We start from the raw sequence: 12,738 nt of genomic DNA on the forward strand, positions 1-12,738 counted from the left end.
CCCTACACGGTTTGGGGCAAAGCTTTACGCGCGGCCGTAGGCCTCTGCAATGGCGACTTGCATCGCCTCTTCAGGGGTACGGTTGCCCCATGTGACCAGTTGGATTGCCGGGTAGAACCGTTCGGCGCTCAGCACCGCTGCGTTGATCAGGGTGTCGATCTGTTCTGGGCTCGCCATCTGACCGCCGGCCAGAACCAGTCCGTACCGATAGACCATCAGTTTCTGGTTGGCCCAATAGGTGAACGCCCCCGCCCAGCACTGATCATTCATCTTGTTCAGCAGCTCATACAGCTCGTTTTCGCGTTCGGACGGAGGCTCCATTTCAAAGGAGCAGACCATCCGCAGGGTTTCATCATAGTGCGACCAGGCCAAAGTGATCGAATACGTCCGCCACTGCCCTTCGACAGCCATGGCAATCTGATCATCCCCGATCCGGTCAAAGTCCCAGTCGTGATGTTCGGCCAAATGTTCAACAATATCAATCGGATGAAGGTCTTCTTCGAGAAACTGCTCGGAAAGGGCCATAATGCCACCTCACTAATCTCTAGCATTTTGGGGCTGGCAGCGCCCCAGCGCTAGTTGCCTGCTCTACAAGCCGGGCTTCCCCCGTAGGCCTGTACTAAATATGGTGCGACGCAAGATGGGTTCTGGCAACCCTATTTATTGGGGATAACAGCAATAAGTTGTGGACAGAAGGCAACTGCGATCAAAATATTGGCTCATCACGCAGCTTTGTCTTGATTAAACTCCGCAAGACGGCAAGATGCACGACACCGCACAACCCGGGTCCGGATTGTACGGTGAATGTGTTTTACCGAAAACTGAATGTGGGCTTACTTTTCCAGCTTCGCCTCAAGCGCGGCAATGCGTGCTTCAAGCGCTGCGTTCTCTTCACGCGCCTTCTGGGCCATTGCGCGAACGGCATCGAATTCCTCACGCGTGACGAAATCCCGGTCGGCTAGCCAGCGGTCGATCATAGACTTCATCGCATTCTCGGCCTCTTCCCGCGCGCCCTGAGCCACACCCATGGCATTGGTCATCAGCTGGGATACGTCGTCGAGAATCTTGTTGCGGGTTTGCATGGCTTTACTCCGAAATCGCGGTTGGTCTCTATATGGGGAATGATTGGCGCAGGCTCAAGGTTGACTTGCCCAGTAAACCCCGGGCAATGAGACGCACATGCAGGCTGTTTTGAATTTCCCCGATCTGTCTCCCGAATTGTTCTCGATCTCGCTGTTCGGGATGGAGTTCGCGCTGCGGTGGTACGCGTTGGCCTATATCGCAGGTATCCTGATTGCATGGCGGATGGGCGTTATGGCGCTGAAGCGCCCGGCACTGTGGCCCGACAAGACTCCGCCGATGAAACCCGAACAGCTTGAGGATCTGATCACCTGGATCATCCTCGGCGTGATTCTCGGGGGGCGCTTGGGGTTCGTGTTGTTCTATCAGCCGTCTTACTACCTTTCGAATCCGCTGGAGATCGTGAAAGTCTGGCAAGGCGGTATGGCCTTCCATGGCGGGTTGCTGGGGGTGGTGATTGCGTCTTTCCTCTATGCACGGCGCCACCAGATTCCGGTTCTGCCCATGGCGGACCTGATCGCCCATACCGTGCCACCGGGGTTGTTGCTGGGCCGGTTGGCAAATTTCATCAATGCGGAACTCTGGGGCCGACCGAGCGAGCTGCCCTGGGCCGTGATCTTCCCGGGTGCGGCCGCACAGGACTGCCCCGGCGTGCTGGCGGGCATGTGCGCACGGCATCCGTCGCAACTGTACGAGGCCGCATTGGAAGGGCTGCTGCTAAGCGCTCTGTTGCTGTGGCTGGTTTATCGGCGCGGCGCCTTTCACAAACCCGGCCTGATTATGGGCCTATTCATGGCGGGTTATGGTGCCTCGCGTTTCATTGTCGAGTTTTTCCGTCAGCCCGACGCGCAGTTCATCTCGGCCGGAAATCCGCTGGGACTGGCCCTGCAAGTCGGTGGATATGGCCTGACGATGGGGCAATTGCTGTCGCTTCCGATGATCGCACTTGGCTTGTGGTTTGCCTTGCGTGCAAGATCGGCATCATGAGCCTGATAGATCATCTGCTGGCGCGTATCGCGCAGGACGGCCCGATGAGCGTGGCCGATTACATGACCGAATGCCTGCTGCACCCGACGCATGGCTATTACACCACCCGCGACCCGCTGGGCGCACAGGGGGATTTCGTCACCGCCCCGGAAATCAGCCAGATGTTTGGGGAACTGATTGGCCTGTCTCTGGCGCAGAGTTGGCTGGATCAGGGGCACCCGGACCGTTTCGTGCTGGCCGAGCTTGGCCCGGGGCGCGGCACACTAATGTCGGACATGCTGCGCGCCACGGCTCGCGTACCGGGGTTTCTCGACGCCGCCGAAATTGTGCTTGTCGAGGCCTCTCCTACCCTGCGGGACATGCAGGCGCAGACCTTGAAGGAGTTTAAGCCGCGCTGGATCGATTCTGTTGCGGACCTGCCCGAAGCACCGCTGTTTCTGGTCGCGAACGAGTTTTTCGACGCCCTGCCAATCCGCCAGTTCCTGCGTGACGGCAATGGCTGGCGGGAACGTCTGATCGGTTTGGATGGCGAATCGCTGACTTGGGGGCTGGGGCCGCGGGGCGAACAAGTTGCCCTGAAGTATCGGCTGGATGACACCAAAGACGGCGATCTGGTCGAGCTGTGCGCAGCGGCGATTCCCATCATCACAGTGATCGCAGGGCGGATCGGCACCCATGGTGGTGCAGGGCAGATCGTGGATTACGGTGACTGGCGCTCTCTAGGTGACACTTTTCAGGCACTGCAGGCGCATGAACGCACTGATCCACTGGTCCTGCCCGGTCAGGCCGACCTGACAGCGCATGTGGATTTCGAACCGCTGGCCCTGGCAACCCGCGCTGCTGGATGCGCCCATTCGCGCCTGACACCGCAGGGCGTGTTCCTTGAACGACTGGGAATCACCAACCGCGCGCAGGCATTGGCAGCATCTCTCAGCGGGTCTGAGCTTGAAGCACTGGTTGCCGCACATCGGCGGTTGACCCATCCCGAGGAAATGGGAAACCTGTTCAAAGTGCTGGGCCTCTACCCTACCCCTTCGTCACCGCCACCGGGACTGGAGCCATGACCCTCGAGATTTTGACCTCAGATTTACTGTCGCCCATGCGTCACGGGTTCTTCAGCCGCCGCGGCGGTGCATCTTCGGGCGTTTTTGCCGGGCTCAACTGCGGCTATGGCTCATCCGACCAAACCGAGGCCGTCACATTGAATCGCAGCCGCGTGGCGCAGGCGATGGACGTCGTGCCCGAGGCGCTGATCGGCGTTCATCAGGTCCATTCCCCAACCGTGCTAACCGTCGATGCCCCCATCAATGGCGAAAAACCCAAGGCCGACGCGGTGGTCACGGCAACACCCGATCTGGCCCTGACGATTCTTACAGCCGACTGCCAACCGGTCCTGTTTGCCGATTCTGACGCAAATGTGATCGGGGCAGCCCATGCCGGTTGGCGCGGCGCGCTGGACGGGGTGCTTGAGGCAACCCTTGATGCGATGGAAGCCTTGGGTGCCAATCGGGAAAACACCGTAGCGGTGATCGGGCCGTCAATCTCGCAGCGCGCTTATGAGGTGGGACCCGAGTTTCTGGACGAGTTCATCGCTGATTCCCCGGAAAACCTGCAGTTCTTCGCTAATGGCAACGGTGACAGGTTGCAATTTGACCTGCCTGCCTTTGGCCTGCACCGGCTGCGCCAGGCCGGTGTCGGCCAAGCCGAATGGACCCGGCACTGCACTTACTCGGACCCTGACAGATTCTATTCCTACCGCCGGTCGACCCACGCGAAAGAGGCCGACTACGGCCGCCTGATTTCAGCCATAAAACTTTAAGAACTCGTCCGGGCTACGTTTGTCTTGCCGCTTTTTTGCCACAATTCTTCTGTCTACCTGAGTCGCAACAACTCATTTTTTATTGTCCGCTCTCAGTTGGTTATCAGCCGAAACCTTAGCCGAGCGCGACGTATCCGCAAAAGAGGAGTCGCTAGCTGCGCATTGTCCTGAATTCATCCCGGATCAGCCTTATCGCCGCCGCAATGACACTTCACATTGGGAGCTCAGAGGAAACGGGACAGACGCTCCCAAACGGGCAGGACATAACATGAAGACGAAATCGCGCTTTCTCAGCGCCGTGGTTGCGGCCACCAGAGAGCAACAGCTGGAAATGCCGTGGAAACGGGTCTCCAGCCATTCGGTCAGAGTTGCGCGCCGCCTGGCGGCACGTCGCTGATCAAAAGGCCCCGTGAACCAAGCTGCCGGTTTTTAGGGGTAAAGACGCACACGGAGGAAGGCTCCGATCCGGTGTGTGGCCTGCCGCGAGTATTGTGTGCGGATCAGGTTTGGGGCGTGTGTGCGCAGGTAATTTCGCCTGCGTTTGTGTGAGTTTGTCTGGGGGGACCAGTGGTGACTAAAAGCATAGGGAATATTGTTTCGACAAGCGCCAACCGTGCCTGTCGCCCTGCAGTCACCAGTTTCTTGCGAGACAAAAGTAAATCCAATCAGGCGGGCCTGTACGGGGGTTCAGCTTGTCTGTGCGGTAGTTAGAGGGGACGGAATTGAAATGGATATTCCACGTTCGTTATCGCGCGCTGCAAGAAATGCCGTTGAAACCTCGCCGTTGCTGCGCGACGCACCGAGGCCGACGATTCAAAAAAAGGCGCAGTTGCGGCGCTATGAGGTCAGTACTCTGATGAGAAACGGGGATGTCGTACAGACCCGTCACATTGCGCCCGCCCTGCCCATGTTCGAAGACGCATTTTGCGCCTTTACCCGGGGATCTCTGGTTGAAACCGAATTCGGGCCAATGGCGATTGAAGACTTGCTGCCCGGCGATACCGTACTGACGCAAAGCGGTGCCTCTGAAACGGTACTGTGGAAAGGGTCTGTCACTCTGGTGCCCGGGCGCGAAGACGCTCGCGGCAGGACACGACCACTGACACGGATAATGGCCGACACGTTCGGGATGCAAAAACCGATGTCGGGCGTTATCGCCGGCCCCGCCGCGCGGTTGCTGGGAACGCCTGCGCACCTGCGGCATCTACACGGCGACGATCAGGTTCTGACACCGGTCCACGAGTTCCAGGACGGTACAAGCGTTATCGAAACGCTGCCACCGACACCAGTCGAGTTGTTTCATATCTGTCTGAAACGCCATTCAGTGATCAGGGTCGACGGGTTGCAGTTCGAATCCTATCACCCCGGCATCAACACCATTCGCAGAGTCAGCCAGTCACTGAGGTCGATCTATCTGAACCTGTTTTCGCATATCGACACGTTAAACGATTTCGGGCCGCTGGTTTTGCCGCGCGCCGGGGACGGAGAGGTGAATGCGATAACCGCTTGAATCCGGGCTTTTTCTGCAATGTGGGGGCGTTATGCAGTTGTTGTTAAGTTGGGTGTTTTACATGACGGTGGCAGCTTTTCTGCCACCGATGAAGCCGCACCCGAAGGGGACGGCGCTCACGCCGTCCGATTCATTCGTTCTTCCAGAACATCAAAAGGTACGCCGGGCTCGTCTTTTGCACCGCGAATGACCAGCGAGGTCTTGACGCTGGCCACGTTTGGCGTGGTCAGCAACTCGCCCGTTAGAAATTGCTGAAAACTGCTCAGGTCCGGTGCCACGCATTTCAGGATGAAATCAACTTCGCCATTCAGCATGTGGCACTCCCGCACCAGCGGCCATTCGCGACAGCGTTCCTCAAATGCGCTCAGTTCGGATTCGGGCTGGCTTTCAAGGCCGACCATGGCAAAGACCTGAACTTCGAATCCCAGCTCGCGCGAATTCACCTCGGCGTGGTAACCGCGGATCAGGCCCGATTCTTCCAGCGTGCGCACACGCCGCAAGCACGGAGGTGCCGAAATACCAACGCGCTTTGCCAGCTCGACGTTGGTCATGCGACCGTCTGCCTGCAATTCCGCCAGAATCTTGCGGTCAATCTCATCCAGCCGTATCGCGACCATCTAATGCTCCTGATTTTTCGGTTGTTATATCAGCACCCGGCAGATGCGCAATAATCTTTCGCGGTCGCGCAATATTGTTTATTTTCAATGTCCTTTTTTTGTGCGCCATTCTCGGGGCACATAGCGGATGTGAAACAGGAAGGGGCTTTAAGCGCGGCACTGGGGTCGCTATATCCATCGGCCAAGGGCCATGCGCCCAAATCAGGCATATCGAGTTGGGGGTACCATGTCCGAAACACGTCACACCAAGGTTCTGATCATCGGGTCGGGACCGGCAGGTTATACCGCAGGCGTCTATGCAAGCCGCGCTATGCTGGAACCGATCCTGGTTCAGGGCATCGAACCCGGCGGTCAGCTGACGACCACCACGGATGTCGAGAACTACCCCGGCTTCTCTGAAGTTCAGGGCCCTGATTTGATGATCAAGATGCAGGAGCACGCGCAGGCCATGGGGTGTGAGGTGATCGGTGACTTCATCAGCGATCTCGATGTCTCCAAACGCCCCTTCACTGCCAAGGGCGACAACGGCACTACCTACACAGCTGATGCCGTCATTCTGGCCACCGGCGCGCGTGCGAAGTGGCTGGGTCTGCCGTCGGAAGAGAAATTCAAGGGCTTTGGCGTGTCAGCTTGTGCCACCTGCGACGGGTTCTTCTATCGCGGGCAGGAAATCGTCGTAGTCGGCGGCGGCAACACTGCCGTGGAAGAGGCGTTGTTCCTGACCAACTTCGCCAGCAAGGTCACTTTGATCCACCGCCGTGACGAACTGCGGGCCGAGAAAATCCTGCAGGATCGCCTGCTTAAGCACGAAAAGATCGAACCACTGTGGTTCCACGAGTTGGAAGAGGTGGTCGGCACCGATGCCCCGCTTGGCGTCGAAGGCGTCCGCGTCAAGAACGTCAAGACCGGCGAGATCACCGAGATCCCCTGCAAGGGCGTATTTGTGGCCATCGGCCACGCCCCGGCCAACGAACTGGTCAAAGATACGCTGGACACTCACATGGGCGGATATGTCGTGACCAAGTCGGGCTCGACCGAAACTTCGGTGCCTGGTGTCTTCGCCGCAGGTGACCTGACCGACCACATTTATCGTCAGGCTGTTACCAGCGCTGGCATGGGCTGCATGGCCGCGCTGGACGCGGAACGTTTTCTGGCGGAGCAGGACTAAACGCTTTTAAGAATTCCCCGGTCTGTTCGGGGAATTCTGCCCTCCTTTCCCCGCACAACCTCTGCTTGACCCACTCGCCCGCCCGTATCAGACTCGGGCGCACGCAAAGCGAATGCAGGTGACCTGATTGAATAGCGCTCTATGGCGAGGCGGGTGGGCAACCCGGCTGAGGATCGGCAGCGGCCTGATCCTGTTTACCTTTGCCTTCTTTCACTTCATCAATATCGGGTTGGGCCTGTTTCACACCGACTACTTGCACGGAATGCAGGATGGCCGCAAAGCCGTCACCCGCCACGACGTCATGAGTGTGGTTTTGTATACAGCCTTGCTGGTGCATGCCGGTCTGGCGTTGTACTCGATCAGCCAGCGCAGGACGCTACGAATGCCGGTTGCGACCGGTGTGCAGGTTGTGCTTGGCCTGCTGATCCCGCTGCAACTGATCTCTCATATCGTGCAAACGCGCTATGCACATGAGATTTACGATGTAAATGACGAGATGGGCTATATCATCATCCTGATGTGGCCCGGCACCGTGATTTGGATGCAAAGCCTGCTGTTACTGCTGGTATGGATTCATGGCTGCATCGGGCTGCACATGTGGCTGCGACTGACCCGATGGTGGTCGAAAACTGTACCCTATCTGATTGGTACGGCGGTGTTCATTCCATCCTTTGCGCTGGCCGGTCTGCTGACTGAAGGGCGGCGCATCTGGGCGGATTTCACCGATCCATTCCTGCGCGAACAGTATATCGAGCATTACAACTGGCCCTCGCCCGAGGCATTTGAGGCCATGTTCAGCGTCAAGAACAATGCACTGATGGCCTTTTGGTTCGCGCTGGGGGCCGCGCTGGCGGTGTTTGCGATCCGCAAGCTCTGGCGTCGCAGGCATTCTGTGCGGGTGAAATATGTCGAGGGCCCCGAGGTCGTGGCCGAAAAGGGCATGACCTTGCTTGAGATTTCGCAGGCCAATGGCATTCCGCACACGGCCCTGTGCGGCGGCAAGGGGCGGTGCACCACATGCCGCGTGATCGTCGAGGATGGTGGCGACAATCTCCCCGCCCCCGCTGTGGTCGAGGCCCGCAGTCTCACCGCAGTTGGTGCCCCGAAAGGCGCGCGGCTGGCTTGCCAGATCCGCCCCACCGAACCACTTACCGCGTATCGGATGTTCCGCCCGGAAGGAGGGCGGCACCGTGCCCATGCAAGCCAGGGACAGGAGCGCAAGCTGGCCGTTCTGTTTCTGGATATGCGCGGGTTCACCTCACGCACGACCGGGCATTTGCCCTATGACATCGTCTTTCTGCTGAACCGGTTTTTCGACGCCATTGTTCCATCGATCACTGCCGATGGCGGTGTGGTCGACAAATACATGGGCGATGGCCTGCTCGCCGTGTTCGAAACACCCGACGCCAAAAGCTCGGCCCGGGCAGGATTGAAGGCTGCGGCCGATGTCAGCCGCGCCCTCGCGCAGTTCAACCAGCGGCTTGAGGCCGAAGGCAGCCCACGGATACGCATTGGAATGGGGCTGCATCTGGGCGATCTGGTGCTGGGGGAAATCGGGGCTGCCGGTCATGCGGCACGCACCATCATTGGTGACGCGGTCAACGTGGCCAGTCGGCTTGAGGGTGAAACCAAGGCACTGGGGGTCGAGCTTCTGGTTTCGACGGAATTACTGCAGATGGCAGGCTATGAAGGCGACCAGAGCGGTACGAAGTCATTCGAATTGCGCGGCGTAACGCGCCTGATTCCAGCCCTGCCGGTAGCAAGCGCCGCAGATTTGACGCTGGTCACCGCAGGATAGGAACAGATGTGCTGAATCCGCACGACAACCACGCACCAGCGGGAATAAAGTCGTCAAAAGCTGATCCTGCCGAAATTTCCTTCCAATCCGGGTAAAAACCGCGCATATCGTCCTTAATTTCGTGAATGTATATGGACTTCGACCAGTAGTCGGGGCAAATGCCCCGCAAGCACCCCTGAATCACCGGTTAAACCGCACTTCGACAAGAGTATTCCCATGACGATGTTAAGCAATCTGGCTCCGATTCCCGAGCTTTATGTATCTTATGAATCGGCCCAAAAGCTGAAAGTGGAAGCCGCCGACCTGACCAGCTGGGACCTCAGCCCGCGTCAGATCTGCGATCTGGAGCTTCTGATGAATGGCGGGTTCAACCCGCTCAAAGGTTTCCTGTCCGAGGCCGATTATGAAAACGTCGTTGAAAACATGCGACTGGCCGATGGCACCCTATGGCCGATGCCGATCACGCTGGATGTCAGCGAAGATTTTGCCGAGACCATCGAACTGGGTCAGGATATCGCCCTGCGCGATCAGGAAGGTGTCATCCTTGGCACCATGACCGTGACAGACCGGTGGACTCCGAACAAGGTCCGCGAGGCCGAGAAGGTCTTTGGCGCCGATGACGATGCGCACCCGGCGGTGAACTACCTGCACAACGTGGCTGGCAAGGTCTATTTGGGTGGACCTGTGGTTGGCATTCAACAACCGATTCATTATGACTTCCGTGGCCGTCGCGACACCCCGAATGAGCTGCGCGCCTATTTCCGCAAGCTGGGCTGGCGCCGGATCGTTGCATTCCAGACCCGCAACCCGCTGCATCGAGCGCACCAGGAACTAACCTTCCGCGCCGCCAAGGAAGCGCAGGCTAACTTGCTGATCCACCCGGTCGTTGGCATGACCAAGCCCGGCGACGTGGACCACTTTACCCGTGTCCGCTGCTATGAGGCAGTGCTGGACAAATACCCGGCCTCGACAACCTCAATGTCGCTGCTGAACCTGGCGATGCGCATGGCTGGCCCGCGCGAGGCGGTCTGGCACGGTCTGATCCGCGCCAACCACGGCTGCACCCACTTTATCGTGGGCCGCGACCACGCCGGCCCCGGCAAGAACAGCCAGGGCGAGGACTTCTATGGCCCCTACGACGCGCAGGATCTGTTCCGCCAGTTCCAGGATGAAGTCGGCGTCGAAATGGTCGATTTCAAACACATGGTCTACGTGCAGGAACGCGCCCAGTACGAGCCGAATGACGAGATCGAAGACAAGGAAAACGTCACGATCCTGAACATCTCGGGCACCGAACTGCGCCGCCGTCTGCGCGAAGGTCTGGAAATTCCTGAATGGTTCTCGTTCCCAGAGGTCGTATCGGAACTGCGCCGCACATCACCGCCTCGCTCAGAGCAGGGCTTTACCGTGTTTTTCACCGGCTTCTCGGGTTCGGGCAAGTCCACCATCGCCAACGCGCTTATGGTCAAGCTGATGGAGATGGGAGGCCGTCCGGTGACGCTGCTGGATGGTGACATCGTTCGTAAGAACCTGTCCTCGGAACTGGGCTTCTCGAAAGAGCACCGCGACCTGAACATCCGTCGCATCGGTTATGTCGCCTCGGAAATCACCAAGAATGGCGGTATTGCCATCTGTGCGCCGATCGCGCCTTACGCCACCACCCGCCGCGCCGTACGGGAAGACGTCGAACAGTTCGGCGCCTTCTGCGAAGTGCACGTTGCGACCTCGATCGAGGAATGCGAACGCCGCGACCGCAAAGGCCTGTACAAGCTGGCGCGTGAAGGCAAGATCAAGGAGTTCACCGGCATCTCGGACCCCTATGACGTACCTCAGAACCCAGAACTGAGCGTCGAGACCGAGAATGTGGACGTCGACAACTGCGCCCATCAGGTTCTGCTGAAACTGGAAAGCATGGGTCTGATCGCCGCGTCGTAAGCTGGCACCAGAATCATTCCAAGGCCCTCGCATCGCGGGGGCCTTTTTTCGTGGTCAGAGTTCAGCGCGGATGGCGGCGACGGCGCGGGCTTCGAATTCTCCGAACTCGGCCGCTTGGGGCTGGATCGCCCGCAGGTGCGGCAGGCGGGCAACGTAGTCCTCGGCCGAAGCTACCTGAATTGCATGCTGAATATCGCCCTCGGATTCACACAGGATCATGCCGGACGTATCGAAGAAATCCCCGATATTCGGACAGCCCCAATAGATAGGCACCGTCGAGCACAGTATCGCGTCCGTCAGTTTTTCCGAGAAATAGTTCCGTTCCCGCACATTCTCGATCACTACGGAATAGCGATACGGGACCAGCCCGTCAGACTTGCGATCAAAGGGCGTATAACCGCGCCCCATGATATCCACGTCCGCGCCGGTTTCCCGCACCCAGTCGATCACCGAATGACGCAGCCGGTGACCCTCCAGGTCGCGCTTGGCCGAGGCGATCAGCGAGCAGGATTTAGATTTACTGACATCAAGATCCTGCCAGTCAGGCACCATGGTGACGCCATAGGGCAGGAACACCGCGTTCGGAATGCTCTGCAGCAGCACATCATGAAACGTCAGCACCCGGAAAAACCGGCACCAAGTATAGCGCAGCATCCGGTCGTGTTTGGCGTGGATGGCCGACGGCTCTCCCATCATAAGAGAGATCCGCGCGCGGGTGCCCCGACGCAGGCGTAGATGCACGGTCGAGTTCGGGTACATGATCAGGTGATCGGTGGGCTCCAGATCACCAACCGTCTTGCCGGTCAGGCGGTCGGGGCAGCCCTCGGGCCAGATCAGTTCCGACAACGGGACCGAGGCCAACTTTGGCCCCAGCCGGTGCCCATAGGGCAAAATCGCAATCGCCGGATGGATCATAGCCCGGCCTCAGGCAGGTCGACCTGACCGCGCATAAGCACATGGCCGCGACCTGCGACCTTGATGCCCGTCATTGCATCCGCCGGACCAACACGGGTGACGGTCGCTTGTCCGGGCCGCCCCATATCGTGCCCCTGTTCGGCTGTGAATGTATCTTTGGGCATCAACCCGTGTTTCCACAGATAGGCCGCCATCGCGCCGGTGGCCGATCCGGTGAACGGGTCCTCGGGCGGGCTTGGTGGCGCCATCAACAGGCGCGAGAACGTATCACCTGCGTCAGTCGCGCCTTTGAGCGTGACAAGGAAGGGTTCGGCCATGTCCGACCCGGAAAATCCGGCCAGTTTGGTGATCTTGTGCAACGCTTCCTCGTTCAGCTTAGCGGTGCGCAAAGCCTCATGATCGCGCAAAACGGTGATGCAGAATGGCAGTCCAGTGGATACGAATTGCGGCGGAGAGATGATGGCGCCGTCCGGCAGGCCAATTGCGGCGGCGACCAGATCCGCCGGTACTGAATTTCCGAATTGCGGCGCGACTTGCGTCATCTCGATCTCGTCCCCGTTCAATTGGATCGAGACGATCCCGGCGCCGGTCTCCAAAGTCAGCGTGTCGCCCTGAAACAGGCCGCGCGACCGCATCGCGGCCACAGTGGCGATGGTGGGGTGCCCGGCAAAGGGAATCTCTCGGCTGGCCAGAAAATATCGTACCCGGATATCGGCCACATCGGAGGGTCCGGTAAACGTACATTCGACCAGAGAGGTTTCGCGAACATAGGCCATACAGACTTGCTGCGACAACACCGCCCCGCCGTGGACAACAGCACAGCCATTTCCGCCAAAGGCACGGTCGCTGAAGGCGTCTACCCAGTCAAAGTCAAACCAGCTCATATCTCGCCCCTTCCGATATGCGAAC

13 protein-coding genes are annotated in these 12,738 nt (G+C 58.9%); 8 read left to right on the forward strand and 5 right to left on the reverse strand.

The window, feature by feature from the left end; translation table 11 throughout:
* Window positions 1-24: 24 nt before the first annotated feature.
* Window positions 25-525, reverse strand: coding sequence for a type III secretion system chaperone family protein (locus tag ACR0IM_RS07345; protein ID WP_480590232.1), 501 nt, complete (start codon window positions 523-525; stop codon window positions 25-27).
* Window positions 526-833: 308 nt separating this feature from the next.
* The gene (locus tag ACR0IM_RS07350) at window positions 834-1,082 is read right to left on the reverse strand and encodes an accessory factor UbiK family protein (protein ID WP_171669487.1); all 249 of its coding nucleotides are present in this window, start codon (window positions 1,080-1,082) and stop codon (window positions 834-836) included.
* Between the two features lie 97 nt (window positions 1,083-1,179).
* Between ACR0IM_RS07350 and lgt the strand changes: the two genes are divergently transcribed.
* From lgt to ACR0IM_RS07375, 5 genes are all read left to right on the forward strand, one after another.
* Complete coding sequence (gene lgt, locus ACR0IM_RS07355) at window positions 1,180-2,067, forward strand: prolipoprotein diacylglyceryl transferase (RefSeq protein ID WP_480681325.1); 888 nt, start codon at window positions 1,180-1,182, stop codon at window positions 2,065-2,067.
* A complete protein-coding gene (locus ACR0IM_RS07360; RefSeq protein ID WP_480681326.1) occupies window positions 2,064-3,131 on the forward strand; it encodes a class I SAM-dependent methyltransferase in 1,068 nt (355 codons plus the stop codon). The genes lgt and ACR0IM_RS07360 overlap by 4 nt, the downstream gene beginning before the upstream one ends.
* Window positions 3,128-3,886, forward strand: a complete 759-nt coding sequence (pgeF, locus tag ACR0IM_RS07365) for a peptidoglycan editing factor PgeF (protein ID WP_480590238.1) — start codon at window positions 3,128-3,130, stop codon at window positions 3,884-3,886. The genes ACR0IM_RS07360 and pgeF overlap by 4 nt, the downstream gene beginning before the upstream one ends.
* Before the next feature lie 268 nt (window positions 3,887-4,154).
* On the forward strand, window positions 4,155-4,283 hold the full coding sequence (locus ACR0IM_RS07370; RefSeq protein ID WP_302478180.1) for a hypothetical protein: 129 nt from the start codon (window positions 4,155-4,157) through the stop codon (window positions 4,281-4,283).
* Between the two features lie 330 nt (window positions 4,284-4,613).
* Window positions 4,614-5,396, forward strand: a complete 783-nt coding sequence (locus ACR0IM_RS07375; RefSeq protein WP_480641033.1) for a Hint domain-containing protein — start codon at window positions 4,614-4,616, stop codon at window positions 5,394-5,396.
* Between the two features lie 116 nt (window positions 5,397-5,512).
* On the opposite strand, the gene ACR0IM_RS07380 is transcribed toward ACR0IM_RS07375, so the two are convergent.
* The gene (locus tag ACR0IM_RS07380) at window positions 5,513-6,013 is read right to left on the reverse strand and encodes an Lrp/AsnC family transcriptional regulator (RefSeq protein ID WP_480590243.1); all 501 of its coding nucleotides are present in this window, start codon (window positions 6,011-6,013) and stop codon (window positions 5,513-5,515) included.
* 226 nt (window positions 6,014-6,239) lie between these two features.
* Here ACR0IM_RS07380 and trxB point away from each other — a divergent pair, with 226 nt between their 5' ends.
* From trxB to ACR0IM_RS07395, 3 genes are all read left to right on the forward strand, one after another.
* Window positions 6,240-7,181: a thioredoxin-disulfide reductase gene (gene trxB / locus ACR0IM_RS07385; protein ID WP_480681327.1), complete on the forward strand. Its 942-nt coding sequence runs from the start codon at window positions 6,240-6,242 to the stop codon at window positions 7,179-7,181.
* Window positions 7,182-7,308: 127 nt separating this feature from the next.
* Window positions 7,309-8,979, forward strand: a complete 1,671-nt coding sequence (locus ACR0IM_RS07390) for an adenylate/guanylate cyclase domain-containing protein (RefSeq protein WP_480681328.1) — start codon at window positions 7,309-7,311, stop codon at window positions 8,977-8,979.
* Between the two features lie 216 nt (window positions 8,980-9,195).
* Window positions 9,196-10,914: a bifunctional sulfate adenylyltransferase/adenylylsulfate kinase gene (locus ACR0IM_RS07395; protein WP_480681329.1), complete on the forward strand. Its 1,719-nt coding sequence runs from the start codon at window positions 9,196-9,198 to the stop codon at window positions 10,912-10,914.
* Between the two features lie 54 nt (window positions 10,915-10,968).
* Here ACR0IM_RS07395 and ACR0IM_RS07400 read toward each other — a convergent pair whose 3' ends face one another.
* Both ACR0IM_RS07400 and ACR0IM_RS07405 read right to left on the reverse strand, forming a co-directional pair.
* The gene (locus ACR0IM_RS07400; protein WP_480681330.1) at window positions 10,969-11,829 is read right to left on the reverse strand and encodes a hypothetical protein; all 861 of its coding nucleotides are present in this window, start codon (window positions 11,827-11,829) and stop codon (window positions 10,969-10,971) included.
* Entirely contained in the window at window positions 11,826-12,713 is an 888-nt protein-coding gene (locus ACR0IM_RS07405; RefSeq protein WP_480681331.1) for a PhzF family phenazine biosynthesis protein, read from the reverse strand. The genes ACR0IM_RS07400 and ACR0IM_RS07405 overlap by 4 nt, the downstream gene beginning before the upstream one ends.
* Window positions 12,714-12,738: the final 25 nt, after the last annotated feature.

The organism is Ruegeria sp. BF6 (assembly GCF_056538665.1).

Excerpts from the sequence above, each read along its gene's own strand:
- ACR0IM_RS07350 (WP_171669487.1), bottom strand. The coding sequence starts at position 1,082 with ATGCAAACCCGCAACAAGATTCTCGACGACGTATCCCAGCTGATGACC.
- ACR0IM_RS07375 (WP_480641033.1), top strand. The coding sequence starts at position 4,614 with ATGGATATTCCACGTTCGTTATCGCGCGCTGCAAGAAATGCCGTTGAA.
- lgt (WP_480681325.1), top strand. The coding sequence starts at position 1,180 with ATGCAGGCTGTTTTGAATTTCCCCGATCTGTCTCCCGAATTGTTCTCG.
- ACR0IM_RS07405 (WP_480681331.1), bottom strand. The coding sequence starts at position 12,713 with ATGAGCTGGTTTGACTTTGACTGGGTAGACGCCTTCAGCGACCGTGCC.
- pgeF (WP_480590238.1), top strand. The coding sequence starts at position 3,128 with ATGACCCTCGAGATTTTGACCTCAGATTTACTGTCGCCCATGCGTCAC.
- ACR0IM_RS07345 (WP_480590232.1), bottom strand. The coding sequence starts at position 525 with ATGGCCCTTTCCGAGCAGTTTCTCGAAGAAGACCTTCATCCGATTGAT.
- ACR0IM_RS07370 (WP_302478180.1), top strand. The coding sequence starts at position 4,155 with ATGAAGACGAAATCGCGCTTTCTCAGCGCCGTGGTTGCGGCCACCAGA.
- ACR0IM_RS07395 (WP_480681329.1), top strand. The coding sequence starts at position 9,196 with ATGACGATGTTAAGCAATCTGGCTCCGATTCCCGAGCTTTATGTATCT.
- ACR0IM_RS07400 (WP_480681330.1), bottom strand. The coding sequence starts at position 11,829 with ATGATCCATCCGGCGATTGCGATTTTGCCCTATGGGCACCGGCTGGGG.
- ACR0IM_RS07360 (WP_480681326.1), top strand. The coding sequence starts at position 2,064 with ATGAGCCTGATAGATCATCTGCTGGCGCGTATCGCGCAGGACGGCCCG.
- ACR0IM_RS07380 (WP_480590243.1), bottom strand. The coding sequence starts at position 6,013 with ATGGTCGCGATACGGCTGGATGAGATTGACCGCAAGATTCTGGCGGAA.
- trxB (WP_480681327.1), top strand. The coding sequence starts at position 6,240 with ATGTCCGAAACACGTCACACCAAGGTTCTGATCATCGGGTCGGGACCG.